The organism is Escherichia sp. R1, from assembly GCF_003000935.1.
GTDB lineage: Bacteria > Pseudomonadota > Gammaproteobacteria > Enterobacterales > Enterobacteriaceae > Escherichia > Escherichia coli.
The window spans coordinates 1-25,896 of record NZ_PSRU01000003.1 but is presented as its reverse complement, the minus strand read 5'-3'; the positions used below and the strand labels follow the sequence as shown (position 1 = coordinate 25,896).

Genomic DNA, 25,896 nt, shown 5'->3' with positions numbered 1-25,896 from the left:
ATGTCGAAAGCGGTAGGTATTTTAGAACTTAGCAGTATCGCGAAAGGGATGGAAACCGGCGACGCCATGCTGAAAAGCGCAAACGTTGAGTTACTGGTCAGCAAAACGCTATGTCCCGGAAAATTTCTGCTGATGCTCGGTGGCGATGTGGGTGCGGTGCAACAGGCCATCAACAGCGGTGCTTCCCTTGCTGGTGAAATGCTGGTCGACAGTCTTGTCCTGCCGAATATTCATCCCAGTCTCCTTTCTGCAATCAGCGGACTGAACCATGTTGAGCAGCACCGGGCTGTCGGCGTAGTCGAAACCTGGAGTGTCGCTGCCTGCATTGACGCTGCCGATTGTGCTGTCAAAGCTGCGAATGTCATTCTCGTTCGCGTGCATATGGCTTTTGGCATTGGCGGAAAATGCTACATGGTGGTTGCTGGCGATATTTCAGATGTTAATAACGCGGTCTCTGTCGCCAGCGAGCGTGCGGGAGAAAAAGGTTTGTTGGTCTATCGGTCGGTGATTGCCCGTCCACATGAAGCCATGTGGCGTCAGATGGTGGAGGGATAATGACAACTCAGCACACAACTGAACGGATGATTCAGGAATATGTCCCTGGTAAGCAGGTCACGCTGGCACATGTCATCGCCAATCCTGGGAAGGATCTGTTTAAGAAATTGGGTTTACCAGACACCGTTTCTGCTATTGGCATTCTGACGATTACCCCCAGCGAAGCATCTATCATCGCATGCGATATCGCCACAAAATCAGGCGCTGTAGAGATCGGTTTTCTTGATCGTTTTACCGGTGCCGTAGTGCTGACTGGTGATGTTTCTGCCATTGAATATGCACTTAGCCAGGTTACCCGTACGCTGGGTGAAATGATGCGCTTTACCGCCTGCCCCATTACGCGGACCTGACGTTATGCAACGTATGATGCTTATCGGCCCCAGCCAGTGCGGAAAAACGTCACTCACGCAATGTCTGCGTGGCGAAAATATTTATTATCAGAAAACGCAGGCTATCGTCTGGTCCCCGGCCACCATTGATACACCTGGCGAATACCTCGAAAACCGCAGCCTTTACAGTGCATTGTTGGTCAGTGCCTGCGAAGCAGACATTATCGCGCTGGTACTTAATGCGGACGCACCGTGGTCACCTTTTTCGCCAGGCTTTACCTCGTCAATGAATCGCCCGGTCATTGGAGTAGTAACCAAAGCAGATTTAGCCAGTATGGAACAAATATCTTTGGTGAAATGTTGGTTACGGGAAGCTGGAGCGCACAACGTGTTAGTAACCAGTGCGGTTAAAAACAATGGAGTTACAGAACTTTTTGCCTTGCTGCATACAGAAGAAGGCTGTCGCTAATTTCGATAGGTTCTCAGATGAGAATGATGACGGTGATAACAGATAAGAATCAATGAGCAATGAGGGTTGCCGGGCAACCCTCATTGAATAAAACAGGAATTACTTCGCTTCGCCGTTTTTCATTTCGCCCATAGCTTTCAGCTTTTTGGAGATATCGCGGCGTTCTTTGGAGAGCTCGGCATTTTTGATGATGTAATCGTCAACGCGATCTTCATAGTCACCTTTCATGCTGGCGATGATGCCCTGGATTGCTTCAACGCTCATCCCTGGCTTGATGTAATCGCTCAGGTTGTCCAGCAACAGGACGCGCTTCTGGTTGTCACGGATCTTTTTCTCAACGTCCTGAATTTCACGTTGCAGTTTGTTCTTACGACGGAACAGACGAACAAATTCCAGTACGTCCTGGAATGAAGGCTTGGTAGTTTCCATTTTTATACCCCTGATAATGTGAGAGTCGGATTCGTTTAAGCAACCGCTATTCGTTAGGGCCAACATTACTCATAGCTGCCGCAGATGACAATGCTTTTATCCCTTTTCACTATCATACCCTTTATCCTTGCTGAATCGAAGCAGCAGCAAGATGATTCTGAAGTCAGGAATTATTTGCGCAAGGCCCGGCAAATCAGATTCGATAGCAATTCAAGCTGATGCGCTGTTTCCATGTTCAGCCACACATAACCATAGATTGGTGTTTCCACGACTTTCAGGTCATGGTGGTTATCGAGCAACTGACGCAGCTCTTCCACAGCATCGTTCAATTTTTCCGTATTGGCAAAAACCGGCTGCGGATTACCTTCGTACAGCGCATGAACAAGGCTCAGCAGTATTTGCTGCATCATGTGCTGGGTATCACGAAGTTTTTGCGCGTTCAATAACACGAAATGGCTGGGGCGCGTGGCCCAGTATGCATTGATTTGCAACTCCAGCATACAAACCAGATTGCGATTAATGGTCTGGATACCTTCATATATCGATTTGGGAATACGGGTTTCTTTGCTGGCGGGCGCAATCAGCCCACGCATTTTCACGGCATCGGTCAGGAGTTTTTGTAGATGGCTTTCCAGACGTGGGCGTTCGAGTAAGTTCGGTGAGAATGCAGATTGATAGACCCGATTATACTCGGTCAGACTTTTCGCCAGTTGAATGCGCCAGTGGATGAACGCCCGTTGTGGCCAGATACCGGTAAACAACATTGCCAGTAAAGAGCCGAGGATCACATCGCCGCTTCGCCATAACGCCGTATCAATTTCACCTGTCGGGGAACCCACAACAATTGCCAGCGTCACCCCAATCAATAATCCTTGATACGGTTTCTTGCCCAGCGCCAGCCAACCGCAAAGAAACATCGCCGCCGCGCACCAGACTAACATCAGCGGTAACGAAATTAACTCCAGTTGCAGAGCGATAAGACCTAAAATCGAACCCAACACCGTACCGCCAATACGTTCGAAGGCACGAGGGACAACGTTCCCCCAGAACGAGATTGGCCCCATAATCACCACCATGGTGACCAGCGGCCAGGTGCTTTCCGGGATAGTAAACAGGCGGATAATGAGAAAAGTGAGCAGGAATGCCAGCGCGACCCGAGTACCATGCACAATGCGGTAATGGCGGTATACCCGGATTTCAAACGGGCTTAATGACTTATCGGCACGCACGCAGAAACTCCGTAATGAAGATTAAAAGCGCTCATAACACATCTGTCGGCCAGAAGGCGCGCCTCTGAGTTATCCGACGGACATACCGGGAACAGTGTAATTTCCCGGCAGGAGCGAAAAATTTGAAAGGCGCATCTTACTCTTTTCGCTTTCAAAAAAAGAGTGGTCTTCGCGTTAACACACCGCCCTGAGATGAATTAGTGATGTTTTGGCTGCACCGCAACATACATTTCGATATCCCAGTACCCATCTTCCGCGCCATTGTTCAAGTAAACCTCGAAGCAGGGCTTTGGTAACATTTCATAAGCACTGTCCTGCAAGAGGCTATTAAAGAACTGATACCAGGGTTTAGCAAAATCATCACCGACTACACGAGCCACCGCCACCGCATACTGACCACCTGAAATTTCTGTCAGAATGACGCCCTCACTGTTTTCGGGGAGCGTAAAGTTATTCGGTACCGTCACGACGGTGTCGCAGCGTAATTTTTCGGCGGGTGTTTCATCTGGATTGTCGTAATAGACAGCAACCCACTCCTTCGGCACAATATTTTTGCTATCTATCCACATCATCAACTGCTCAAAACCTTTCTTTACCGTCTGCTCCCACGGGCCAACAAGATGGAAACCTGCAACGGTACGTTTATCTTCCTGCTTAATCTCGTAGTTCATGACGCCTCCACTAATACTGTTTTTATATACAGTATAGTTGCAATATTAAAACCACAAGGAATGAGTGTTGATTATGCGAGCAGACTCGCACTCCTGCCAGTCTGCTGCAAAAGAAAGGTCAGGCCTTATGGTGGAAATAATCACTCAGGCGGGAAAACATGCTGCCTTCCCCGACAGATTCCAGGGTAACCAGCGGCCAGTGCGCCACCTGTTTATCACGGTCGTAAAGTTCAATTTCCCCTACCCGCTGATGGGCGCTAATTGGCGCGGTGAGTTCTTTACCATCAAGGGTATATTTGGCTTTGATATGTGGAATTTCGGCTTTCGGTAGCACCATCCAGAACTCTTGTTCCGTTCCCAGGGCGATATTTTCTTTATCGCCATACCAGATGCGTTCCGTACCGACCTTTTTCCCCCGGTGCAAAATTTGCACCGTAGTAAAGTTTTGTTGCCCCCAACGCAGTAATTTTCTTGCCTCTTCCTCACGACCTTTTGCACTGTCAGCCCCCATTACCACTGCAATGAGACGACGCTGCCCATCTACAGCCGAAGCAATGAGATTAAACCCAGCACCAGAAGTATGACCCGTTTTCAGGCCGTCAACATTCATGGTTTTATCCCACAATAACCCGTTACGGTTTTGCTGGGTGATACCGTTCCAGGTGAGGCTTTTCTCACTGTACATATGATAAAACTCGGGCTCGCCGTGGATGATAGCGCGAGAAAGCACAGCTAAATCATAAGCCGAGCTATGCTGGCCAGGTGCATCCAGACCATGCACTGTTTCAAAATGCGTATCCTTGAGATGCAGCTTCTCGGCATAGTTGTTCATCATTTCAACAAACTGCCGTTGCCCACCGGCAATATAGTCAGCCAGTGCAACACAAGCGTCATTTCCGGAATCCACAATTAAACCACGGCTTAAATCACGTACCGATACGCGATCGCCCTCTTTCAAAAACATCAGTGAAGAACCGACAAACACCGGATTATCTTTCGCCCACGCATCACGCCCCACGGTGACAATATCGTCCGGCGTAATGCGATGACTATCGATAGCGCGATCCACGACATAGCCCGTCATCAGCTTTGTCAGGCTGGCGGGATTGCGCTGTTGATGCTCATTACCCGCGGTGAGAATCTGACCGGTGGTGTAATCCATCAATACCCAGGACCCGGCATGAATCTCTGGAGGTTGAGGTGAAAAAGGAATGTTTTCCGCCGCAAAACCAGACGATAAATTAAAAACGAACAAAGAAGCAGCAATAATAAGACGGCGTTTCAACAGCAAACCCTCAGGTGTTTCAAATAGCTGTTCTTTTTACGGAAATACTTATGAACTGGCTGGAATAAAGTGCAAGAAAATGTGACTACTATCTCATTTTTATCTGACATGAACTCTTGCCACTCGCTGCCAAATTGTCGCGCTAAAGCTGATTAGCACGGTGATATTTGATACTCTGGCAGACAGCAGAAATAACGGATTTAACCTAATGATGAATGACGGTAAGCAACAATCTACCTTTTTGTTTCACGATTACGAAACCTTTGGAACGCACCCCGCGTTAGATCGCCCTGCACAGTTCGCAGCCATTCGCACTGATAACGAATTCAATGTCATCGGCGAACCCGAAGTCTTTTACTGCAAGCCCGCGGATGACTATTTACCCCAGCCTGGAGCAGTATTAATTACCGGTATTACCCCGCAGGAGGCACGGGCGAAAGGAGAAAACGAAGCCGCGTTTGCCGCCCGTATTCACTCGCTTTTTACCGTACCGAAGACCTGTATTCTGGGCTACAACAATGTGCGTTTCGACGACGAAGTCACACGCAACGTTTTTTATCGTAATTTCTACGATCCTTACGCCTGGAGCTGGCAGCATGATAACTCGCGCTGGGATTTACTGGATGTTATGCGTGCCTGTTATGCCCTGCGCCCGGAAGGAATAAACTGGCCTGAAAATGATGACGGTCTACCGAGCTTTCGCCTTGAGCATTTAACCAAAGCGAATGGTATTGAACATAGCAACGCCCACGATGCGATGGCTGATGTGTACGCCACTATTGCGATGGCGAAACTGGTAAAAACGCGTCAGCCACGCCTGTTTGATTATCTCTTTACCCATCGTAATAAACACAAACTGATGGCGTTGATTGATGTTCCGCAGATGAAACCCCTGGTTCACGTTTCCGGAATGTTTGGGGCATGGCGCGGCAATACCACCTGGGTGGCACCGCTGGCGTGGCATCCTGAAAATCGCAATGCCGTAATTATGGTGGATTTGGCAGGAGACATTTCGCCATTACTGGAGCTGGATAGCGACACATTGCGCGAGCGTTTATATACCGCAAAAGCCGATCTTGGCGATAACGCCGCCGTTCCGGTTAAGCTGGTGCATATCAATAAATGTCCGGTACTGGCCCAGGCGAATACGCTACGCCCGGAAGATGCCGACCGACTGGGAATTAATCGTCAGCATTGCCTCGATAACCTAAAAATTCTGCGTGAAAATCCGCAAGTGCGTGAAAAAGTGGTGGCGATATTCGCGGAAGCCGAACCGTTTACGCCTTCAGAGAACGTGGATGCACAGCTTTATAATGGCTTTTTCAGTGACGCCGATCGTGCAGCAATGAAAATTGTGCTGGAAACCGAGCCGCGTAATTTACCGGCACTGGATATCACTTTTGTTGATAAACGAATTGAAAAACTGTTGTTCAATTATCGAGCACGCAACTTCCCGGGGACGCTGGATTATGCCGAGCAGCAACGCTGGCTGGAGCACCGCCGCCAGGTCTTCACGCCAGAGTTTTTGCAGGGCTACGCTGATGAATTGCAGATGCTGGCACAACAGTATGCCGATGACAAAGAGAAAGTGGCGCTGTTAAAAGCGCTTTGGCAGTACGCGGAAGAGATCGTCTGAAACAAAAAAGCCGGAGCGACAAACTCCGGCTTTTTGAGATTTACCGGATGATTATGTCATCCGGTTTGTAAGATTACGCTACGTCTTCGTACTGCGGAACCGGGTTACGGAAACTCTTGGTTACGCAAGCCAGGTAAATCAGACCGATAGCAGCCCAGATCAGACCCAGAACCATTGAGCTTTCTTCCAGGTTAACCCACAGCGCACCAACGGTCAGCGCACCACACATCGGCAGGAACAGATACTGGAAGTGATCTTTCAGCGTTTTGTTACGCTTCTCACGGATCCAGAACTGCGAGATGACCGACAGGTTAACGAAGGTGAACGCCACCAACGCACCAAAGTTAATCAGCGCCGTAGCCATTACCAGGTCGAAGTTGATTGCCAGCAGGGCAATCGCGCCAACCAGAATGATGTTCATCGCCGGAGTACGCCATTTCGGGTGTACATAACCGAAGAAGCTTTTCGGGAACACGCCGTCACGACCCATTACGTACATCAGACGCGCTACGCCTGCGTGCGCCGCCATACCGGACGCCAGTACGGTAATGGTGGAGAAGATCAGCGCGCCAACCTGGAACGCTTTACCCGCAACGTACAGCATGATTTCAGGCTGTGACGCATCCGGATCTTTAAAACGAGAGATATCCGGGAAGTACAGCTGCAGGAAGTAAGTTGCAAAGATGAAGATCATGCCGCCGATCAGCGCGGTCAGGAAAATCGCACGCGGGATCACGCGCTCTGCATCTTTGGTTTCTTCCGACAGGTTGCTGATGCCGTCAAAACCGGTAAAGGAGAAGCACAGGATTGTCGCCCCGGTAATCATCGGGATAACATGCGCATCGCCAGACCAGAACGGACGAGTGCTCGCCAGCGTACCAGCGCCTTCACCTTCAAATACGCCATAAACCACCATGCCCAGAATCACCGCGATCAGCACTATCTGCAACACGACGATTACAGTGTTGAAGTTCGCTACGGATTTCAGACTACGCAGGTTAAAGGCGGTCATAAAGGCCACCAGCGCCACCACAAACATCCACGATGGAATGGAAGGCACCAGAGCTTCAAAATAGATTTTCGCCAGCAGAATGTTGATCATCGGCGCGAACAGATAGTCGAGCAGAGAAGACCAACCCACCATAAAGCCGACAGTCGGACTAATGGATTTCTGGGCGTAAGTGTATGCAGAGCCAGCAGAAGGATAGCGGCGAACCAGCTTCCCGTAGCTCAGAGCCGTAAACAGGATCGCAATCAATGCGAACGCATAGGCTGTCGGCACATGACCATCCGTGAGGCCTGAAACGATACCAAATGTATCAAACAGCGTCATCGGCTGCATATAGGCTAGACCCATCATTACAACCGGAACTAACGTAAGCGTTTTACGCAATTCCACGCGAGAGGTGTTTGGAGTAACGTTATGCGACATGGTCATTCTCCTTTACGGTGATAACCGTCGCGTAAGCAAAAAATTGCCCCATTTTTTTGGATTCCTCAGCGACAACAACTGTCGATTTTTAGTAAATATCTATCCGGTACGAAGCCCGGCCTCTTGGTATGAATGATTGGTTTGAAGCAAAAAATAACCGACGCTAATTAAACGTCGGTTTTTAGTCATTTTTTGACAGCGGCGCATTGTGCCTAAATGGGGGGGAAATGACAAGAGAATGAGAGGCTTGTCATAATAATTTTTCTTTAAATGGCTGATTTTCCGTCATCAGATTTTGCATAAACACCGGCGATCGCACTATTTGCTAAAATTTCATCTCGCCACCAGCCGCTGGCAAGCCCTGCGGTCTGTTCATTCCAGCCAATCCAGACGGGTTCAAAGAGAGTTTGGGCGACCACTTTCTTCTCGATTAACGCGCCACTATCGAGAAAACGTTGCGCCAGATACCGTGGTAAATAGCCGCAGCCAAGGCCGCTAATTTGCAGCTCCAGCTTGGTTTTAAAATCGAAAACGGTAATGGCTTCTTGTTCGTCGAGAAGTTGTGAGGCCGTAGAAGCGCCTGCCTGCGCAGTGTCCCCCACCACAATCGCCCGATATCGTTTAATGATACGACGGTTTAACGGTTCTTCTTCCTGGGCTAACGGATGATGAGGCGCGACCGCAAAGACTTGTTCAAGATCGCCCAACCGCGAGAAACCAAACTCACTGGAAGATGGTGGCTCATGCATCGCGCCAACGATAATATCCGCTCGCCCCTGAGTCAGGGCATCCCATGAACCACCGAGTACGCCATTGATAAACTTCAGGCGCGTCACGCTATGATGTTGATAAAAAGCTTCAATGAGAGGCGCAAGCAGAGAAAAAGGGAACGTGTCGTCCACGCCAATCACCAGCTCGTTTTCCCAGCCTTCATGCAGTTTGATCGCCTGCTTTTCCAGTTCTCGCACGGTATGCAGAACTTCCCGCCCTTTCTCTAATAACATTTTTCCGGTACGGGTGAATTTAGCGCGGTGTCCGCTACGATCAAGCAATTGAATATTAAGGTCGCTTTCCAGCTTGTGAACGGTGTAACTCAGAGCGGACGGCGTCTTGTAGAGTTTGGCTGACGCCGCCGCAAAACTGCCTTCTTTTTCTAAGGCATCGAGGATCATCAACACATCCAGCAGTGGTTTCATACACGCCCCCTTGCAGTGTATGCGGCGTCCTGCTGGCGTGATCGTTTACTCCAGCGGCATTACCAGCGGATCGGGATACTGGTATTCAAATCCCAGTTCATTACAAATCCGACTGCCATCAATAATCTTACCTTTGCCGCTGTCCAGACTATTTCTGAACTGCGGAGGTTCCAGCCCCAATAAACGGGCCATCTGCGGATAGAAAACATTACGCGCAGGGTGAGCTGGCGCACATATATTATAGATGTGTCCGCCTTTAGGTGCCTGTAACAACAGAGTGATAGCGCCAATAACATCTTCTAAATGGACTAAATTAACACCATGTTCACCATCAGGGGCGGTTTTTCCGGCAAAGAAGCGTCCGGGATGACGTCCCGGTCCGACCAGGCCCGCAAGACGCAGAATATCGACCGAAGTACCGGGTAAATTGTGCAGCCAGTCTTCGAGTTCTTCTAATACTCGTCCACTGTTGGTCACCGGATTACGCGGGGTGGTTTCTTTCACCGTGCCTTGCGCGTCGCCATAGACAGATGTCGAGCTGGTAAAAATAATGCGGGGAATACGATGGGCCAGCGCGCTATCCACTAACTCTTGTACCGCTTGTAAATAGAACTCATCGCCGGGGCCGCTACGACGTGCCGGAAGCGTAATGACCAGCGCATCGGCATCCATAAGGGCATCCAGATCGTCAGAATCGCAAACTAACTCAGGCTCCATGCGAAGCAGATAGCTATCAATGCCACTCATTCGGGCCGCTTCGACACCATCTTGTGTGGTTTTACTCCCGGTGACTTGCCAGCCTCGCGCTGAAAGTGACATCGCCAGCGGCATGCCTAACCACCCTAACCCGACAATTGCGACCTTTTTCATCCGTTATCTCCTGATACACCTTAGATCTATAAGGCTACGCTAGCGTATCAAAACTGACAATTCATTCTATGAATGAATCTGTTCAATAATGATAACGACATGCTGCAATGAGCAGTGAATCGTCGGTAACCGCGTATACCAGACGGTGCTCCTCTGTAATGCGTCGGGACCAGAAGCCTGACAAATTATGTTTCAGGGGTTCTGGCTTCCCCTTACCTTCAAATGGTGTTCTGCGTGTATCTTTGATAATTTCATTGATCTTTTTAACAATTCGCTTATCTGTTTCCTGCCAGTACAGATAATCATCCCATGATTCCTCAGACCAGATTAGTTTCACTCAATAATGTCCTTTTCCGTTCCTTTGCCTGATTTCAGGCTATCGATTGAGTCCATCAATCTCCGGGCGTTAGCGGGGGAACGCAGTAGATAAGCCGTCTCTTCCAGCGAGTTGTATTCTTCGAGTGACATCAGAACACAAGCCTCTCCATTCTGACGAGTAATGAGGATCGGGGCATGATCTTCAACGGCTTTCATCATTGTTGCCGACAAATTCTGACGCGCTTCGCTGTAGCTAATTGTACGCATGTAAATCTCCTCTTTTGTACAGCTCATTGTACAATGATGGGCGTTAATTAACTATTTATTAATTAGTTTGTAGATCAAGATATTGTCAGCGAGACGAAAAATCAGACTTTGCTCTTTTTGGTGCTGTCAAGTTAGAGGACAGTCCTCTTAGCCCCCTCCTTTCCCCGCTCATTCATTAAACAAATCCATCGCCATAAAATATATAAAAAACCCCTTGCTTTCTAACGTGAAAGTGGTTTAGGTTAAAAGACATCAGTTGAATAAACATTCACAGAGATTTTTATGACACGCGTTCAATTTAAACACCACCATCATCACCATCATCCTGACTAGTCTTTCAGGCGATGTGTGCTGGAAGACATTCAGATCTTCCAGTGGTGCATGAACGCATGAGAAAGCCCCCGGAAGATCATCTTCCGGGGGCTTTTTTATTGCGCAGTTGATAACGGTTCAGACAGGTTTAAAGAGGAATAAGAAAATGACAGACAACACTCGTTTACGCATAGCTATGCAGAAATCCGGCCGTTTAAGTGATGACTCACGCGAATTACTGGCGCGCTGTGGCATTAAAATCAATCTTCACACCCAGCGCCTGATCGCGATGGCAGAAAACATGCCGATTGATATTCTGCGCGTGCGTGACGACGACATTCCCGGTCTGGTGATGGACGGCGTGGTAGACCTTGGGATTATCGGCGAAAACGTGCTGGAAGAAGAGCTGCTTAACCGCCGCGCCCAGGGTGAAGATCCACGCTACTTTACCCTGCGTCGACTGGATTTCGGCGGCTGCCGCCTTTCGCTGGCAACGCCGGTTGATGAAGCCTGGGACGGCCCGCTCTCCTTAAACGGTAAACGTATCGCCACCTCTTATCCTCACCTGCTCAAGCGTTATCTCGACCAGAAAGGTATCTCTTTTAAATCCTGCTTACTGAACGGTTCTGTCGAAGTTGCGCCGCGCGCCGGACTGGCGGATGCGATTTGCGATCTGGTTTCCACCGGTGCCACGCTGGAAGCTAACGGCCTGCGCGAAGTCGAAGTTATCTACCGCTCGAAAGCCTGCCTGATCCAACGCGATGGCGAAATGGAAGAATCCAAACAGCAACTGATCGACAAACTGCTGACGCGTATTCAGGGCGTGATCCAGGCGCGCGAATCAAAATACATCATGATGCACGCACCGACCGACCGACTGGATGAAGTCATCGCCCTGCTGCCAGGTGCCGAACGCCCAACCATTCTACCGCTGGCGGGTGATCAACAACGCGTAGCGATGCACATGGTCAGCAGCGAAACCCTGTTCTGGGAAACGATGGAAAAACTGAAAGCGCTGGGTGCCAGTTCAATCCTGGTCCTGCCGATTGAGAAGATGATGGAGTGATCGCCATGAGCTTTAACACAATCATTGACTGGAATAGCTGTACTGCGGAGCAACAACGCCAGCTGTTAATGCGCCCGGCGATCTCCGCCTCTGAAAGCATTACCCGCACCGTTAACGATATTCTCGATAACGTGAAAACGCGTGGCGATGAGGCCCTGTGTGAATACAGCGCGAAGTTTGATAAAACCACGGTTACCGCGCTGAAGGTGTCTGCTGATGAGATCACCGCCGCCAGCGAACGCCTGAGCGACGAGCTAAAACAGGCGATGGCGGTGGCAGTAAAGAATATTGAAACCTTCCACACTGCGCAAAAACTGCCGCCGGTAGATGTAGAAACGCAGCCAGGCGTGCGTTGCCAGCAGGTCACGCGCCCGGTGGCTTCAGTGGGTTTGTATATTCCTGGCGGCTCCGCCCCGCTCTTCTCAACGGTATTAATGCTGGCAACTCCGGCGCGTATTGCGGGCTGTAAAAAAGTGGTGCTGTGCTCACCGCCGCCGATTGCCGATGAGATCCTTTATGCGGCGCAGCTGTGCGGTGTGCGGGACGTGTTTAACGTCGGCGGCGCACAGGCCATTGCCGCGCTGGCGTTTGGTACGGAATCTGTGCCGAAAGTGGACAAAATCTTCGGGCCGGGTAACGCCTTTGTCACCGAAGCAAAACGCCAGGTAAGCCAGCGTCTGGACGGTGCGGCGATCGATATGCCCGCAGGTCCGTCGGAAGTGCTGGTGATTGCTGACAGCGGCGCTACGCCGGATTTCGTGGCTTCTGATTTGCTTTCTCAGGCTGAACACGGCCCGGACTCACAGGTGATTTTACTGACCCCCGACGCCGATATGGCGCGTCGCGTTGCCGAGGCCGTCGAACGCCAACTGGCAGAACTGCCGCGTGCCGAAACCGCCCGCCAGGCACTGAACGCCAGCCGCCTGATCGTGACTAAAGATTTAGCGCAGTGCGTGGAGATCTCCAACCAGTACGGCCCGGAGCACCTGATCATTCAGACCCGCAACGCCCGCGAACTGGTCGATGGCATCACCAGCGCCGGTTCGGTATTTCTTGGTGACTGGTCACCGGAATCGGCAGGCGACTACGCCTCCGGCACCAACCACGTTCTACCGACTTACGGCTACACCGCCACCTGTTCCAGCCTCGGGCTGGCAGATTTCCAGAAGCGCATGACCGTGCAGGAACTCTCGAAAGAAGGTTTTTCCGTGCTGGCGTCGACCATTGAAACACTCGCCGCCGCCGAGCGCCTGACCGCCCACAAAAATGCCGTTACTTTGCGTGTTAACGCCCTTAAGGAGCAAGCATGAGCACCGTGACTATTACCGATTTAGCGCGTGAAAACGTCCGCAACCTGACGCCGTATCAGTCGGCGCGTCGTCTGGGCGGTAACGGCGACGTCTGGCTGAACGCCAACGAATACCCCACAGCCGTGGAGTTTCAGCTCACTCAACAAACGCTCAACCGCTATCCGGAATGTCAGCCAAAAGCGGTGATTGAAAATTACGCGCAATATGCAGGCGTAAAACCGGAACAGGTGCTGGTCAGCCGTGGCGCGGACGAAGGTATTGAACTGCTGATTCGCGCTTTTTGCGAACCGGGTAAAGACGCCATCCTCTACTGCCCGCCAACGTACGGCATGTACAGCGTCAGCGCTGAAACCATTGGCGTCGAGTGCCACACAGTGCCGACGCTGGACAACTGGCAACTGGACTTACAGGGCATTTCCGACAAGCTGGACGGCGTAAAAGTGGTCTATGTTTGCAGCCCCAACAACCCCACCGGGCAACTGATCAACCCGCAGGATTTTCGCACCCTGCTGGAGTTAACCCGCGGTAAGGCGATTGTGGTTGCCGATGAAGCCTATATCGAGTTTTGCCCGCAGGCATCGCTGGCTGGCTGGCTGGCGGAATATCCGCACCTGGCTATTTTGCGCACACTGTCGAAAGCTTTTGCTCTGGCGGGGCTTCGTTGCGGATTTACGCTGGCAAACGAAGAAGTCATCAACCTGCTGATGAAAGTGATCGCCCCCTACCCGCTCTCGACACCGGTTGCCGACATTGCAGCTCAGGCGTTAAGCCCGCAGGGAATCGTCGCCATGCGCGAACGAGTGGCGCAAATTATTACAGAACGTGAATACCTGATTACCACACTGAAAGAGATCCCCTGCGTGGAGCAGTTTTTTGACTCTGAAACCAACTACATTTTGGCACGCTTTAAAGCCTCCAGCGCAGTGTTTAAATCTTTGTGGGATCAGGGCATTATCTTACGTGATCAGAATAAACAACCCTCTTTAAGCGGCTGCCTGCGAATTACCGTCGGAACCCGTGAAGAAAGCCAGCGCGTCATTGACGCCTTACGTGCGGAGCAAGTTTGATGAGTCAGAAGTATCTTTTTATCGATCGCGATGGAACCCTGATTAGCGAACCGCCGAGTGATTTTCAGGTGGACCGTTTTGACAAACTCGCCTTTGAACCGGGCGTGATCCCGGAGCTGCTGAGGCTGCAAAAAGCGGGCTACAAGCTGGTGATGATCACTAATCAGGATGGTCTTGGAACACAAAGTTTCCCGCAGGTGGATTTCGAAGGCCCGCACAACCTGATGATGCAGATCTTCACCTCGCAAGGCGTGCAGTTTGATGAAGTGCTGATTTGTCCGCACCTGCCCGCCGATGAGTGCGACTGCCGTAAGCCGAAAGTAAAACTGGTGGAGCGTTATCTGGCTGAGCAAGCGATGGATCGCGCCAACAGTTATGTGATTGGCGATCGCGCGACCGACATTCAACTAGCGGAAAACATGGGCATTAATGGTTTACGCTACGACCGTGAAATCCTGAACTGGCCGATGATTGGTGAGCAACTCACTAAACGAGACCGTTACGCCCATGTAGTGCGCAACACCAAAGAGACGCAAATTGACGTCCAGGTGTGGCTGGATCGCGAAGGTGGCAGCAAGATTAACACCGGCGTTGGCTTCTTTGATCACATGCTGGATCAGATCGCCACCCACGGCGGTTTCCGTATGGAAATCAACGTCAAAGGCGACCTCTATATCGACGATCACCACACCGTCGAAGATACCGGCCTGGCGCTGGGGGAAGCGTTAAAAATTGCCCTCTGCGATAAACGCGGTATTTGCCGCTTTGGTTTTGTGCTGCCGATGGACGAATGCCTTGCCCGCTGCGCGCTGGATATCTCTGGTCGCCCGCACCTGGAATATAAAGCTGAATTTACCTACCAGCGCGTGGGCGATCTCAGCACCGAGATGATCGAGCACTTCTTCCGTTCGCTTTCATACACCATGGGCGTGACGCTACACCTGAAAACCAAAGGTAAAAACGATCACCACCGTGTAGAGAGCCTGTTCAAAGCCTTTGGTCGTACCCTGCGCCAGGCCATCCGCGTCGAAGGCGACACCCTGCCCTCGTCGAAAGGAGTGCTGTAATGAACGTGGTGATCCTTGATACTGGCTGCGCCAACCTGAACTCTGTGAAGTCTGCCATTGCGCGCCACGGTTATGAACCCAAAGTCAGCCGTGACCCGGACGTTGTGTTGCTGGCCGATAAACTGTTTTTACCCGGCGTCGGCACCGCACAAGCAGCGATGGATCAGGTGCGTGAGCGCGAGCTGTTTGATCTCATCAAAGCCTGTACCCAACCGGTGCTGGGCATCTGCTTAGGGATGCAACTCCTGGGACGACGCAGCGAAGAGAGCAATGGCGTCGACTTGCTGGGCATCATCGACGAAGACGTACCGAAAATGACCGACTTTGGTCTGCCACTGCCACATATGGGCTGGAATCGCGTTTACCCGCAGGCAGGCAACCGCCTGTTTCAGGGGATTGAAGACGGCGCGTACTTTTACTTTGTTCACAGCTACGCAATGCCGGTCAATCCGTGGACCATTGCCCAGTGTAATTACGGCGAACCGTTCACCGCGGCGGTACAAAAAGATAACTTCTACGGCGTGCAGTTCCATCCGGAGCGTTCTGGTGCCGCTGGCGCTAAGTTGCTGAAAAACTTCCTGGAGATGTGATGATTATTCCGGCATTAGATTTAATCGACGGCACCGTGGTGCGTCTCCATCAGGGCGATTACGGCAAACAACGCGATTACGGTAACGACCCGCTGCCGCGCTTACAGGATTACGCCGCACAAGGTGCCGAAGTGTTGCATCTGGTGGATCTGACCGGGGCCAAAGATCCGGCTAAGCGTCAAATCCCGCTGATTAAAACCCTGGTCGCGGGCGTTAACGTCCCGGTGCAGGTTGGCGGCGGTGTGCGTAGTGAAGAAGACGTGGCGGCGTTACTGGAAGCTGGCGTTGCGCGCGTGGTGGTCGGTTCCACCGCAGTGAAATCACCGGACGTAGTGAAAGGCTGGTTTGAACGTTTCGGTGCCGATGCGCTGGTGCTGGCACTGGATGTCCGTATTGACGAGCAAGGCAACAAGCAAGTGGCAGTCAGCGGCTGGCAAGAGAACTCGGGCGTTTCACTGGAACAACTGGTGGAAACCTATCTGCCCGTCGGCCTGAAACATGTGTTGTGTACCGATATCTCGCGCGACGGTACGCTGGCGGGATCTAACGTCTCTTTATATGAAGAAGTGTGTGCCAGATATCCGCAAGTGGCGTTTCAGTCCTCCGGCGGCATTGGCGACATTAACGATGTTGCTGCCCTACGTGGCACTGGCGTGCGCGGCGTAATAGTTGGTCGTGCATTACTGGAAGGTAAATTCACCGTGAAGGAGGCCATCGCATGCTGGCAAAACGCATAATCCCGTGTCTCGACGTTCGTGATGGTCAGGTGGTGAAAGGCGTACAGTTTCGCAACCATGAAATCATTGGCGATATCGTGCCACTGGCAAAACGCTACGCCGAAGAAGGTGCAGATGAACTGGTGTTCTACGATATCACCGCTTCCAGCGATGGCCGTGTGGTAGATAAAAGCTGGGTATCTCGCGTGGCGGAAGTGATCGACATTCCGTTTTGTGTGGCGGGTGGGATTAAGTCTCTGGAAGATGCCGCGAAAATTCTTTCCTTTGGCGCGGATAAAATTTCCATCAACTCTCCTGCGCTGGCGGACCCGACGTTAATTACTCGCCTGGCGGATCGCTTTGGCGTGCAGTGTATTGTGGTCGGTATTGATACCTGGTACGACGCCGAAACCGGTAAATATCATGTGAATCAATATACCGGCGATGAAAGCCGCACCCGCGTCACTCAATGGGAAACGCTCGACTGGGTAGAGGAGGTGCAAAAACGCGGCGCCGGAGAAATCGTCCTCAACATGATGAATCAGGACGGCGTGCGTAACGGTTACGACCTCAAGCAGCTGAAAAAAGTGCGTGAAGTTTGCCACGTCCCGCTGATTGCCTCCGGTGGCGCGGGCACCATGGAACACTTCCTGGAAGCCTTCCGCGATGCCGACGTTGACGGTGCGCTGGCAGCTTCCGTATTCCACAAACAAATAATCAATATTGGCGAATTAAAAGCGTACCTGGCAACACAGGGCGTGGAGATCAGGATATGTTAACAGAACAACAACGTCGCGAACTGGACTGGGAAAAAACCGACGGTCTGATGCCGGTGATTGTGCAACACGCGGTATCCGGCGAAGTGTTAATGCTGGGCTACATGACCCCGGAAGCCTTAGACAGAACCATCGAAAGCGGTAAAGTTACCTTCTTCTCGCGCACTAAACAGCGACTGTGGACCAAAGGCGAAACCTCGGGCAATTTCCTCAATGTGGTGAGCATTGCGCCGGACTGCGACAACGACACGTTACTGGTGCTGGCGAATCCCATCGGGCCAACCTGCCACAAAGGCACCAGCAGCTGCTTCGGCGACACCGCTCACCAGTGGCTGTTCCTGTATCAACTGGAACAACTGCTCGCGGAACGTAAATCCGCCGACCCGGAAACCTCTTACACTGCCAAACTGTATGCCAGCGGCACCAAACGCATTGCGCAGAAAGTGGGCGAAGAAGGCGTGGAAACCGCACTGGCAGCAACGGTACATGACCGCTTTGAACTGACCAACGAAGCGTCTGATTTGATGTATCACCTGCTGGTGCTGTTGCAGGATCAGGATCTGGATTTAACGACGGTAATTGAGAACCTGCGTAAACGGCATCAGTGAGTTGCGTGCTGAGCAGGTGTGATGTTGTTGTCACACCCGGAGCCATTGCCCGATGCGCAAGCTTATCGTGCCTACACATTATCTCAACACACGTAGGCCGGATAAGATGCGCCAGCATCGCATCCGGCAAAAAAAACGGGCATGGTGTCACCACCCTGCCCGTTTCTCTTAAATGCACAATAATATTATTTCGCGTTGTAATTACGCAGCGCGTTACGCCCAAGCACAATCCCCGCGCCAACCATGCCGCCCAGCAGCACAGCCAGAATCAAGGTAATTGCTTTCTTCGGGCTATCGCGACGAATAGGTAACGTCGGTTTCATTACATAGCGGTAAGCATGAATATCAAGTTTATCAACGTCAAGATTGTCAATATCCAGCAGGTTTTGACGAGTCTGATAGTAGTTTGATGAGAACACCAACGGACGGGTCGCTTCGTGCTTAATCATCGACTCCAGCGCTTCGCTCCCCAAAAGAAACATAGTATCCTGGGTTACGTCCTGTGTCTGTTGAATCTGCGGCTTTGTCACCTGCGCCTGATTCGCATACTGCAACGCTTCCTGAATCTGACGGATACGCAGATCTTTCTGCTCCTGCGCGACCACTTCCTGGGTTCTTAAAGAGTCCTGCAAGTTTTTCCGTCCCAGAGCAATGTTGTCCTTGAGATCCTTTTCTAGCTCTTGATTCACTTTATCATCAACTTGCTGAATGTATTGGGCCAACTTCATTTGTGCGCCCTCTGCAGTTTGCCCAACATAAGAAACAGTCAATGGTAATTGCTGGTTCTTAACAGAAGGTTCGATGGTAAGTTTTTCTGGCTCTTCCTGATTATCCAGCGTTTCTGCTAATGCAGAGAAGGCAGAACTGAAGCGACCAATTAACGTCTCCTGCAAATCCGATACTTTCGGTGCAGCCTGACCATAGATAACATTCATGGCATTGTTATAGCCAGCAATTTGCCCCACGTCGGGCTGAGTGATAATTGCTGTTGACGTCCATTTCTCCTTCGCTACTGCCAAATAACCAATAGCCAGGGCAATAGCCACAATGACGGAAATGATAATTGTCATCTTGCCACGCCACAACTGCACTAGTAAATCAATCAAATCAATCTGTTCCGGGTCATGGTTTTGCCCAGAAACATTATTATTTTCTACTCTCATCATTACCCTAACTGACGGAAATTTCCAAGTCCGCATAGTTTAGCGATAATCCCCGTGAATGCTATAGGATAAGTGATAAAAATAATGAATTATTGCGGAGGTAACAAAAGACAATCAGGGCGTAAATAGCCCTGATAACAAGATGTTAGTCGCTGCCAAAGAGATCGCGGGTGTAGACCTTATCTGCCACATCCTTAAGCTCTTCTGCCATACGGTTGGAGATAATGACGTCGGCTTGTTGTTTGAAGGTGGCGAGATCACGTTCCAGGCGAGAGTTGAAGAATGAGTCTTCTTTCATCACCGGCTCGTAGATGATCACTTCAACGCCTTTCGCCTTGATACGCTTCATAATCCCCTGAATAGAAGACGCACGGAAGTTATCTGACCCGCTCTTCATAATCAGACGATAAATACCCACCACTTGCGGTTTGCGTGACAAAATGGCATCGGCAATAAAATCTTTACGCGTGCGGTTTGCATCGACAATTGCCGAGATCAGGTTATTCGGCACAGACTGGTAGTTCGCCAGTAACTGCTTGGTATCTTTCGGCAGACAATAACCACCATAACCAAACGACGGATTGTTGTAATGGTTGCCAATACGCGGATCGAGACAAACGCCTTCGATAATCTGGCGAGTATTCAGACCTAAACTTTCTGCATAGCTATCCAGTTCATTAAAGTATGCTACGCGCATCGCCAGATAGGTATTAGCGAAAAGTTTAATCGCTTCTGCTTCAGTGGAGTCGGTAAACAGGGTCGGGATATTTTGCTTAATCGCGCCTTCCTGTAACAACGCAGCAAAACGTTCTGCGCGTTCTGAACGCTCACCGATGACAATACGTGACGGATGGAGATTATCGTAAAGGGCTTTACCTTCGCGGAGGAATTCCGGAGAGAAAATAATATTTTCAGTACGATATTTCTTATGCATCGCTGCGGTAAAACCAACGGGAACCGTTGATTTGATGACCATAACCGCATAAGGATTTATCTCAACTACGTCTTTAATTACTGATTCTACACTGGATGTATTGAAATAATTAGTTTTAGGATCATAGTCGGTTGGAGTGGCGATGATGACATAATCAGCATCCCGGTAGGCTTCATTTTTATCTAATGTGGCATTAAAGTGTATTTTATCTGATTGCAAAAACTGCTGAATTTCCTTATCAACAATAGGAGATATCCGATCATTCAGCATAGCAACGCGTGACGGTAAAATATCTAATGCCACAACCTCATGATTTTGTGCGATTAGAAGCCCGTTTGACAAGCCTACATAGCCAGTACCGGAAATGGTGATTTTCATTTCATGCTCTCAGAATTAACTTAACTGTGAATCATGATGTTTTTAGCATCGTGATAAGATGCTAAAAGTTTTAACGCTACGTTGTCAGATGGTCAACGCAACGAAAAACAATTCAGATTTTCTTTATAAGAATAGCTGATGTTTATTAAGTTAATATTAAGCAGTGAAATTTAGTCTATAGATATTTGGCAAAAAAAAGCCCGGTGCAATATACGCCGGGCCTCAATTTTATTGTTGGTTAAATCAGATTAATCCAGCCATTCAGTATGGAACACACCTTCTTTATCAATGCGCTTATAAGTATGCGCCCCGAAATAGTCACGCTGTGCCTGGATCAGGTTCGCAGGCAGAACAGCGGCACGGTAGCTGTCATAATAGGCAACCGCAGCGGCGAAGGTCGGAACCGGGATACCGTTCTGTACTGCATAAGCGACGACATCGCGCAGCGCCTGCTGGTAGTCATCGGCAATTTGCTTGAAGTACGGGGCCAGCAGCAGGTTAGCGATCTGCGGATTTTCGGCATAAGCATCGGTGATTTTCTGCAGGAACTGCGCACGGATGATGCAGCCAGCACGGAAAATCTTCGCGATTTCGCCGTAGTTCAGATCCCAGTTGTATTCTTCAGACGCAGCACGCAGCTGAGAGAAGCCCTGAGCGTAAGAAACGATTTTGCCCAGATACAACGCACGGCGAACTTTTTCGATGAACTCACCTTTGTCGCCTGCTGGCTGCGCTTGCGGGCCAGAGAGAACTTTAGATGCGGCAACGCGCTGATCTTTCAGAGAAGAGATATAACGTGCAAACACAGACTCGGTAATCAGCGACAGCGGTTCGCCGAGATCCAGCGCGCTCTGGCTGGTCCATTTACCGGTGCCTTTGTTTGCTGCTTCATCCAGAATCACATCAACCAGGTAGTTACCGTCTTCATCTTTTTTGGTGAAGATATCTTTAGTGATGTCGATCAGGTAGCTGCTAAGTTCACCGTTATTCCACTCGGTGAAAGTCTGGGCCAGTTCTTCATTAGAGAGATTCAGGCCACCTTTGAGCAGAGAATACGCTTCAGCAATGAGCTGCATATCTCCGTATTCAATACCATTGTGAACCATCTTCACATAATGGCCTGCGCCGTCGGCACCAATATAAGTAACGCATGGCTCGCCGTCTTCTGCCACGGCAGCGATTTTACTCAGGATAGGCGCAACCAGCTCATAAGCCTCTTTCTGCCCGCCAGGCATAATAGAAGGACCTTTCAGCGCGCCCTCTTCACCACCGGAGACACCGGTACCAATGAAGTTAAAGCCTTCGGCAGAAAGCTCACGGTTACGACGAATGGTGTCCTGGAAGAAGGTATTACCACCATCAATGATGATGTCACCTTTATCGAGGTATGGCTTGAGGGAATCAATAGCAGCATCCGTGCCTGCACCTGCTTTCACCATTAACAGGATGCGACGAGGCGTTTCCAAAGATTCAACAAACTCTTTCACCGTATAGTAAGGAACCAGTTTTTTGCCTGGATTTTCGGCAATCACTTCTTCGGTCTTTTCACGGGAACGGTTGAAAATAGAGACGGTATAACCACGGCTTTCGATATTGAGCGCAAGGTTGCGCCCCATCACTGCCATACCGACGACGCCGATCTGTTGCTTTGACATTGTTTACTCCTATTCGGGAAAAGATCACATATCATTTATAAAAATAAAGCTCGTTGCATAATTTCGATTAATACATTTTCGAAATTTTTATTCCTTCATAATCACATATATAATTTTTCTGAAAAATAATCTAAAGTCACTATCCGTAGAGAAAATAGCACATATTACCAATATGCTAGGAGTAGAGACTAAGAGTAGCTTGTTAATAAAATCCAACCATGTACTTACTTTAAATGAATATATTTCATCGCGCAATAAATAGCTCACCCCAATCACACATAATGAATATAACATAGGCCGAGAAATAAATTCAAAATAAACCCTCGTCGGATTTCTAAGATTAAATAACTTAGAGTAAAGATATAATGGTTTCGCAAGCATTATTACTATTAAGTTAGATACTATTGTCCCTATAATAATGCCAGGTAATCCAATAATGATAGCCAAAATGATGGATATCGTAATATTCAGCACACCTTCTAATAATGGATAATAAATATCACCAAAATGTCCACTTGCGTTTTTTAATATATCAGAAGGTACCCTGACAACACTAATGAATACGTTAACAATCATTAATGCAACTAGGGTGTTACTTAATGTATAATTAACACCTATCCATTTTGCGATAAAATCATTAACAAGAAAAAACATATTTAGTGATATGAATGTTGCAAAGGCGATAAATATCACATAAAATTGACGTGTAATTTCCTTAATTTCTAAATTACTTTTATTAATTAAGTAATTACCCATTCCTGCAGTAATAGCATTAACAAAACTTGACATCAAAACAGTTACTATCTGAAATACCATCATATAGCTGCCAAAAATTGTCACATAACTTAATGTCAGAAACTTTGATACAAGCAGGTAGTCTGTATTAAGGACAAGCACAGCACCTATTTTATGGAAGAACATATTTTTTATTCTTATTTTTAATTCTTTTTTTATCAAAAGTTTATCGCTTTCAATAAGTAAAACCTCATTACTGAGATATTGATTTCCGTTCCCAATTATTTTTTTAAAAATCAAATATTGAGAAAAAATACCTAAAGTCTCAACTAACAAATAAAGTATGAAGCTTTGCGTAAAGCACAAAATTAATATCTGAAATACAATTATTATAACTTTTCCGCCACCTTGAATTTTTCTTACTGCTGAGTACCGCTGATTAGCAGTTAATAATGTGGAGTATTTAGCATAACTATATGTCAACGATGTATTAAAAACGAACAAAGCCCAATATAAAAAAACGCCATTTACAACCTTTACAGAATCAATAAAGTAATAAATACAGATACCTATAACAACGCCAAGAATCAAAACAAACACAAATATATATTTGTATATGACTGAGAGCAAAGATATTATGTAAGTTATTTTATTGTATTCATTCTCGCTGAGCGGTTTATATAATACGCTGGCAGCTGCAATTCCAATACCTAATTCTGCCAAATTGAGATATGCTGTCAACTGTGTGAATAGTAACATCACTCCAGTAATATCACTTCCCATTTTTGAAACAAAAACAGTTCGAATATAAAACCCTAGCAAAACCAATAAAAAAGTAATTAATAAATCAACTTTAAAGTTGTGTAATGCTTTTTTCGTTCTCATTATTATTTTCCAGTCAACATTAATTCAACCACATTAAATAACATATTAAAAATCTTACCACAAATCCCCAATTCAAAAAAAATATATATTAATTAAGCCCTAACTTGTCAGGGCTTATTCTTTATGACGTCAAAATTGATAATATTTCTTGAGTATGGATTACCATAACCTGAACATCACCGCGAGATTCCACATTCAGGCGCACCACCGGTTCGGTGTTGGAAGAGCGCAGGTTAAAGCGCCAGTCGGCAAAGGTCATGCTGATGCCATCGGTGCGATCCACCGCCAGCACCTCACGGCTAAAATGCTGTTCCACGCGGTTAATCGCCTCAACAGGGTGCGCCAGTTTTCTGTTGATCTCACCGCTTGCCGGAAACGCCGCCATCCGGTCGCGCACCAGTTCGCCCAGCGTTTTTCCTTTCAGGCACACCAGTTCGGCGACCAGCAGCCACGGGATCATGCCGCTGTCACAGTAAGCGAAATCGCGGAAGTAATGGTGAGCGCTCATTTCGCCACCGTAGATGGCGTCTTCCTTGCGCATACGTTCTTTAATAAAGGCGTGTCCTGTTTTCGACATCACCGGCGTGCCGCCCGCGGCCGTCACCACATCAATGGTGTTCCAGGAGAGACGTGGATCGTGGATGATCTTCGCGCCGGGATTTTTTTCGAGGAACGCTTCTGCCAGCAGGCCGACAATGTAGTAGCCCTCAATAAACTGCCCTTTTTCGTCAAACAGGAAACAGCGGTCAAAATCGCCATCAAAGGCAATGCCCATATCCGCGCCGTGTTTGATGACCGCATTGCGGGTGTCGTCGCGACATTCCGGCAGCAACGGGTTAGGAATACCGTTGGGGAAATTGCCGTCCGGCGTGTTATGCACTTTGATTAACTCCACCGGTGCGCCGAGGGCTTTAAAGCGGGCTTCGATAGCGTCCACCACCGGACCCGCTGCGCCGTTCCCGGAGTTGATCACCAGCTTGAGCGGCGTAAGGTTTTTGACATTGATATAACCGAACAGGTGATCAACGTAAGCGTCACGCAGATTGATTTGCTGATAGCGACCGCGTTTGGTTTCATCGACGGGAGGAAAGTCGTTAGCTTCTGCCAGACGCTGGACGTCGCGCAGTCCGGTATCACCGCTGATCGGGCGAGCCCCTTCGCGCACCAGCTTCATGCCGTTGTAATCCATCGGATTATGGCTGGCGGTAACTTCAATGCCGCCATCCACGCCGAGATGGAACGTGGCGAAATAAATCTCTTCGGTGCCGGACATGCCAATATCCAGCACATCGACGCCCGCATCCTGTAAACCTTTTGCCAGCGCCAGTTTTAAGGTTTCGCTGGTGAGACGGACATCACCGCCTAACACAATGGTTTTCGGTTTGAGAAATTCGCCATAGGCGCGACCAATGCGCCAGGCGATATCTTCATTCAGTTCTTCACCTAATTTCCCGCGAATGTCGTAAGCTTTAAAACAAGTTAAAGAACTCATATTTTCCAACCCATACTATCTATTGTTTATCCAGACGAAAACTTATAATTATCATTTCTAATTCTGAAATAATTATTATATATTACTTTCGTCCATAGCGATCATAACATCTAATAACATCATCTTCTTCAAGATATGCACCAGAGCGAACTTCAATTAATTCTAAATCTATTTTCCCCGGGTTTTCCAGGCAGTGCATCGCCCCCAGCGGAATATAAATGGACTCGTTTTCACCAAGCAGTTTGATATCACCGTTGATAGTGACTTTTGCCGTTCCCGCGACAACCACCCAGTGTTCCGCGCGATGATAATGCATCTGTACCGACAAACCTTCGCCCGGTTTCACGGTGATGCGTTTCACCTGGTAGCGGTCGCCCGCGTCGATAGAGTCATATTTGCCCCACGGACGATACACTTCGCGATGCACCCGATGCTCATGGCGACCATCAGCTTTGA

28 protein-coding genes, 1 pseudogene and 1 other annotated feature are annotated in these 25,896 nt (G+C 49.0%); of the genes and pseudogenes, 13 read left to right on the top strand and 16 right to left on the bottom strand.

Translation table 11 applies throughout. The features are described 5' to 3' along the window. From pduT to C4F37_RS04530, 3 genes are read left to right on the top strand one after another with little or no spacing between them, the layout of a single operon-like run. Positions 1-555, top strand: a complete 555-nt coding sequence (pduT, locus tag C4F37_RS04540) for a propanediol utilization microcompartment protein PduT (RefSeq protein WP_000030725.1) — start codon at positions 1-3, stop codon at positions 553-555. Then, positions 555-905 (top strand): propanediol utilization microcompartment protein PduU, encoded by a 351-nt coding sequence (pduU, locus tag C4F37_RS04535; protein WP_000211397.1) that lies wholly within the window; start codon positions 555-557, stop codon positions 903-905. Before pduT ends, pduU begins: the two co-directional genes overlap by 1 nt. 4 nt (positions 906-909) lie before the next feature. Then, entirely contained in the window at positions 910-1,353 is a 444-nt protein-coding gene (locus C4F37_RS04530; RefSeq protein ID WP_001189443.1) for a EutP/PduV family microcompartment system protein, read from the top strand. 99 nt (positions 1,354-1,452) lie between these two features. On the opposite strand, the gene C4F37_RS04525 is transcribed toward C4F37_RS04530, so the two are convergent. The 4 genes from C4F37_RS04525 to dacD all read right to left on the bottom strand — a co-directional run bounded on the left by C4F37_RS04525 (position 1,453) and on the right by dacD (position 4,967). After that, positions 1,453-1,782: a DUF496 family protein gene (locus tag C4F37_RS04525; RefSeq protein WP_000450409.1), complete on the bottom strand. Its 330-nt coding sequence runs from the start codon at positions 1,780-1,782 to the stop codon at positions 1,453-1,455. A gap of 170 nt (positions 1,783-1,952) precedes the next feature. Then, positions 1,953-3,011 carry an FUSC family protein gene (locus C4F37_RS04520; RefSeq protein ID WP_001200890.1) on the bottom strand — a complete coding sequence of 353 codons (1,059 nt, stop codon included), beginning with the start codon at positions 3,009-3,011 and terminating at the stop codon, positions 1,953-1,955. Positions 3,012-3,208: 197 nt separating this feature from the next. Further along, entirely contained in the window at positions 3,209-3,682 is a 474-nt protein-coding gene (gene sbmC / locus C4F37_RS04515) for a DNA gyrase inhibitor SbmC (protein WP_001105376.1), read from the bottom strand. 118 nt (positions 3,683-3,800) lie between these two features. Further along, positions 3,801-4,967 carry a serine-type D-Ala-D-Ala carboxypeptidase DacD gene (gene dacD / locus C4F37_RS04510; RefSeq protein WP_001296209.1) on the bottom strand — a complete coding sequence of 389 codons (1,167 nt, stop codon included), beginning with the start codon at positions 4,965-4,967 and terminating at the stop codon, positions 3,801-3,803. Positions 4,968-5,175: 208 nt separating this feature from the next. On the opposite strand from dacD, the gene sbcB reads away from it, so the two are divergent. Then, the gene (sbcB, locus tag C4F37_RS04505; protein ID WP_001538915.1) at positions 5,176-6,603 is read left to right on the top strand and encodes an exodeoxyribonuclease I; all 1,428 of its coding nucleotides are present in this window, start codon (positions 5,176-5,178) and stop codon (positions 6,601-6,603) included. Between the two features lie 73 nt (positions 6,604-6,676). Here sbcB and plaP read toward each other — a convergent pair whose 3' ends face one another. The 6 genes from plaP to yefM all read right to left on the bottom strand — a co-directional run bounded on the left by plaP (position 6,677) and on the right by yefM (position 10,686). Next, positions 6,677-8,035: a putrescine/proton symporter PlaP gene (gene plaP / locus C4F37_RS04500; RefSeq protein ID WP_000019194.1), complete on the bottom strand. Its 1,359-nt coding sequence runs from the start codon at positions 8,033-8,035 to the stop codon at positions 6,677-6,679. Further along, on the bottom strand, positions 8,025-8,087 hold the full coding sequence (yoeI, locus tag C4F37_RS04495) for a membrane protein YoeI (protein ID WP_010723108.1): 63 nt from the start codon (positions 8,085-8,087) through the stop codon (positions 8,025-8,027). Before yoeI ends, plaP begins: the two co-directional genes overlap by 11 nt. Positions 8,088-8,301: 214 nt before the next feature. Then, positions 8,302-9,231 carry a LysR substrate-binding domain-containing protein gene (locus tag C4F37_RS04490; protein ID WP_000803366.1) on the bottom strand — a complete coding sequence of 310 codons (930 nt, stop codon included), beginning with the start codon at positions 9,229-9,231 and terminating at the stop codon, positions 8,302-8,304. Positions 9,232-9,276: 45 nt separating this feature from the next. Then, the gene (locus C4F37_RS04485; RefSeq protein WP_000754737.1) at positions 9,277-10,101 is read right to left on the bottom strand and encodes an SDR family oxidoreductase; all 825 of its coding nucleotides are present in this window, start codon (positions 10,099-10,101) and stop codon (positions 9,277-9,279) included. An 82-nt stretch (positions 10,102-10,183) separates the two neighbouring features. Then, positions 10,184-10,438 carry a type II toxin-antitoxin system mRNA interferase toxin YoeB gene (gene yoeB / locus C4F37_RS04480; protein ID WP_000767822.1) on the bottom strand — a complete coding sequence of 85 codons (255 nt, stop codon included), beginning with the start codon at positions 10,436-10,438 and terminating at the stop codon, positions 10,184-10,186. Then, positions 10,435-10,686, bottom strand: a complete 252-nt coding sequence (gene yefM, locus C4F37_RS04475) for a YoeB-YefM toxin-antitoxin system antitoxin YefM (protein WP_001259255.1) — start codon at positions 10,684-10,686, stop codon at positions 10,435-10,437. The genes yoeB and yefM overlap by 4 nt, the downstream gene beginning before the upstream one ends. Before the next feature lie 282 nt (positions 10,687-10,968). Here yefM and hisL point away from each other — a divergent pair, with 282 nt between their 5' ends. From hisL to hisIE, 9 genes are all read left to right on the top strand, one after another. Next, positions 10,969-11,019 carry a his operon leader peptide gene (gene hisL, locus C4F37_RS04470; protein ID WP_001364200.1) on the top strand — a complete coding sequence of 17 codons (51 nt, stop codon included), beginning with the start codon at positions 10,969-10,971 and terminating at the stop codon, positions 11,017-11,019. Continuing rightward, positions 10,995-11,118 (top strand) — a sequence feature (His leader region). It overlaps the preceding gene by 25 nt. A gap of 46 nt (positions 11,119-11,164) precedes the next feature. Next, positions 11,165-12,064 carry an ATP phosphoribosyltransferase gene (gene hisG / locus C4F37_RS04460; protein WP_000131779.1) on the top strand — a complete coding sequence of 300 codons (900 nt, stop codon included), beginning with the start codon at positions 11,165-11,167 and terminating at the stop codon, positions 12,062-12,064. Positions 12,065-12,069: 5 nt separating this feature from the next. Beyond that, positions 12,070-13,374, top strand: a complete 1,305-nt coding sequence (gene hisD / locus C4F37_RS04455; protein ID WP_001445483.1) for a histidinol dehydrogenase — start codon at positions 12,070-12,072, stop codon at positions 13,372-13,374. Next, complete coding sequence (gene hisC, locus C4F37_RS04450; protein ID WP_001538918.1) at positions 13,371-14,441, top strand: histidinol-phosphate transaminase; 1,071 nt, start codon at positions 13,371-13,373, stop codon at positions 14,439-14,441. Before hisD ends, hisC begins: the two co-directional genes overlap by 4 nt. Further along, positions 14,441-15,508 carry a bifunctional histidinol-phosphatase/imidazoleglycerol-phosphate dehydratase HisB gene (gene hisB, locus C4F37_RS04445; RefSeq protein ID WP_001538920.1) on the top strand — a complete coding sequence of 356 codons (1,068 nt, stop codon included), beginning with the start codon at positions 14,441-14,443 and terminating at the stop codon, positions 15,506-15,508. Before hisC ends, hisB begins: the two co-directional genes overlap by 1 nt. Then, the gene (gene hisH, locus C4F37_RS04440; protein WP_001103560.1) at positions 15,508-16,098 is read left to right on the top strand and encodes an imidazole glycerol phosphate synthase subunit HisH; all 591 of its coding nucleotides are present in this window, start codon (positions 15,508-15,510) and stop codon (positions 16,096-16,098) included. Before hisB ends, hisH begins: the two co-directional genes overlap by 1 nt. After that, entirely contained in the window at positions 16,098-16,835 is a 738-nt protein-coding gene (gene hisA / locus C4F37_RS04435; protein WP_000586440.1) for a 1-(5-phosphoribosyl)-5-[(5-phosphoribosylamino)methylideneamino]imidazole-4-carboxamide isomerase, read from the top strand. The genes hisH and hisA overlap by 1 nt, the downstream gene beginning before the upstream one ends. After that, on the top strand, positions 16,817-17,593 hold the full coding sequence (hisF, locus tag C4F37_RS04430; RefSeq protein WP_000880178.1) for an imidazole glycerol phosphate synthase subunit HisF: 777 nt from the start codon (positions 16,817-16,819) through the stop codon (positions 17,591-17,593). The genes hisA and hisF overlap by 19 nt, the downstream gene beginning before the upstream one ends. Continuing rightward, positions 17,587-18,198 (top strand): bifunctional phosphoribosyl-AMP cyclohydrolase/phosphoribosyl-ATP diphosphatase HisIE, encoded by a 612-nt coding sequence (gene hisIE, locus C4F37_RS04425; protein ID WP_000954926.1) that lies wholly within the window; start codon positions 17,587-17,589, stop codon positions 18,196-18,198. Before hisF ends, hisIE begins: the two co-directional genes overlap by 7 nt. A gap of 185 nt (positions 18,199-18,383) precedes the next feature. On the opposite strand, the gene wzzB is transcribed toward hisIE, so the two are convergent. From wzzB to manC, 6 genes and pseudogenes are all read right to left on the bottom strand, one after another. Beyond that, entirely contained in the window at positions 18,384-19,361 is a 978-nt protein-coding gene (gene wzzB, locus C4F37_RS04420; protein WP_001536169.1) for an LPS O-antigen chain length determinant protein WzzB, read from the bottom strand. A 145-nt stretch (positions 19,362-19,506) separates the two neighbouring features. Further along, positions 19,507-20,673 (bottom strand): UDP-glucose 6-dehydrogenase, encoded by a 1,167-nt coding sequence (gene ugd / locus C4F37_RS04415; protein WP_000704862.1) that lies wholly within the window; start codon positions 20,671-20,673, stop codon positions 19,507-19,509. A gap of 248 nt (positions 20,674-20,921) precedes the next feature. After that, the gene (gndA, locus tag C4F37_RS04410; RefSeq protein ID WP_001538922.1) at positions 20,922-22,328 is read right to left on the bottom strand and encodes an NADP-dependent phosphogluconate dehydrogenase; all 1,407 of its coding nucleotides are present in this window, start codon (positions 22,326-22,328) and stop codon (positions 20,922-20,924) included. 87 nt (positions 22,329-22,415) lie between these two features. Next, positions 22,416-23,948: an O75 family O-antigen flippase gene (wzx, locus tag C4F37_RS04405; RefSeq protein WP_106106703.1), complete on the bottom strand. Its 1,533-nt coding sequence runs from the start codon at positions 23,946-23,948 to the stop codon at positions 22,416-22,418. A gap of 121 nt (positions 23,949-24,069) precedes the next feature. Then, complete coding sequence (gene cpsG / locus C4F37_RS04400) at positions 24,070-25,440, bottom strand: colanic acid biosynthesis phosphomannomutase CpsG (RefSeq protein ID WP_016237294.1); 1,371 nt, start codon at positions 25,438-25,440, stop codon at positions 24,070-24,072. Between the two features lie 82 nt (positions 25,441-25,522). Beyond that, positions 25,523-25,896, bottom strand: a pseudogene (manC, locus tag C4F37_RS04395) (mannose-1-phosphate guanylyltransferase ManC); the annotation flags it as partial.

Coding starts and splice junctions, on each gene's coding strand:
- pduT (WP_000030725.1), top strand. CDS start 1: ATGTCGAAAGCGGTAGGTATTTTAGAACTTAGCAGTATCGCGAAAGGG.
- pduU (WP_000211397.1), top strand. CDS start 555: ATGACAACTCAGCACACAACTGAACGGATGATTCAGGAATATGTCCCT.
- C4F37_RS04530 (WP_001189443.1), top strand. CDS start 910: ATGCAACGTATGATGCTTATCGGCCCCAGCCAGTGCGGAAAAACGTCA.
- C4F37_RS04525 (WP_000450409.1), bottom strand. CDS start 1,782: ATGGAAACTACCAAGCCTTCATTCCAGGACGTACTGGAATTTGTTCGT.
- sbmC (WP_001105376.1), bottom strand. CDS start 3,682: ATGAACTACGAGATTAAGCAGGAAGATAAACGTACCGTTGCAGGTTTC.
- sbcB (WP_001538915.1), top strand. CDS start 5,176: ATGATGAATGACGGTAAGCAACAATCTACCTTTTTGTTTCACGATTAC.
- plaP (WP_000019194.1), bottom strand. CDS start 8,035: ATGTCGCATAACGTTACTCCAAACACCTCTCGCGTGGAATTGCGTAAA.
- C4F37_RS04490 (WP_000803366.1), bottom strand. CDS start 9,231: ATGAAACCACTGCTGGATGTGTTGATGATCCTCGATGCCTTAGAAAAA.
- C4F37_RS04485 (WP_000754737.1), bottom strand. CDS start 10,101: ATGAAAAAGGTCGCAATTGTCGGGTTAGGGTGGTTAGGCATGCCGCTG.
- yefM (WP_001259255.1), bottom strand. CDS start 10,686: ATGCGTACAATTAGCTACAGCGAAGCGCGTCAGAATTTGTCGGCAACA.
- hisG (WP_000131779.1), top strand. CDS start 11,165: ATGACAGACAACACTCGTTTACGCATAGCTATGCAGAAATCCGGCCGT.
- hisD (WP_001445483.1), top strand. CDS start 12,070: ATGAGCTTTAACACAATCATTGACTGGAATAGCTGTACTGCGGAGCAA.
- hisC (WP_001538918.1), top strand. CDS start 13,371: ATGAGCACCGTGACTATTACCGATTTAGCGCGTGAAAACGTCCGCAAC.
- hisB (WP_001538920.1), top strand. CDS start 14,441: ATGAGTCAGAAGTATCTTTTTATCGATCGCGATGGAACCCTGATTAGC.
- hisH (WP_001103560.1), top strand. CDS start 15,508: ATGAACGTGGTGATCCTTGATACTGGCTGCGCCAACCTGAACTCTGTG.
- hisA (WP_000586440.1), top strand. CDS start 16,098: ATGATTATTCCGGCATTAGATTTAATCGACGGCACCGTGGTGCGTCTC.
- hisF (WP_000880178.1), top strand. CDS start 16,817: ATGCTGGCAAAACGCATAATCCCGTGTCTCGACGTTCGTGATGGTCAG.
- hisIE (WP_000954926.1), top strand. CDS start 17,587: ATGTTAACAGAACAACAACGTCGCGAACTGGACTGGGAAAAAACCGAC.
- wzzB (WP_001536169.1), bottom strand. CDS start 19,361: ATGAGAGTAGAAAATAATAATGTTTCTGGGCAAAACCATGACCCGGAA.
- ugd (WP_000704862.1), bottom strand. CDS start 20,673: ATGAAAATCACCATTTCCGGTACTGGCTATGTAGGCTTGTCAAACGGG.
- gndA (WP_001538922.1), bottom strand. CDS start 22,328: ATGTCAAAGCAACAGATCGGCGTCGTCGGTATGGCAGTGATGGGGCGC.
- wzx (WP_106106703.1), bottom strand. CDS start 23,948: ATGAGAACGAAAAAAGCATTACACAACTTTAAAGTTGATTTATTAATT.
- cpsG (WP_016237294.1), bottom strand. CDS start 25,440: ATGAGTTCTTTAACTTGTTTTAAAGCTTACGACATTCGCGGGAAATTA.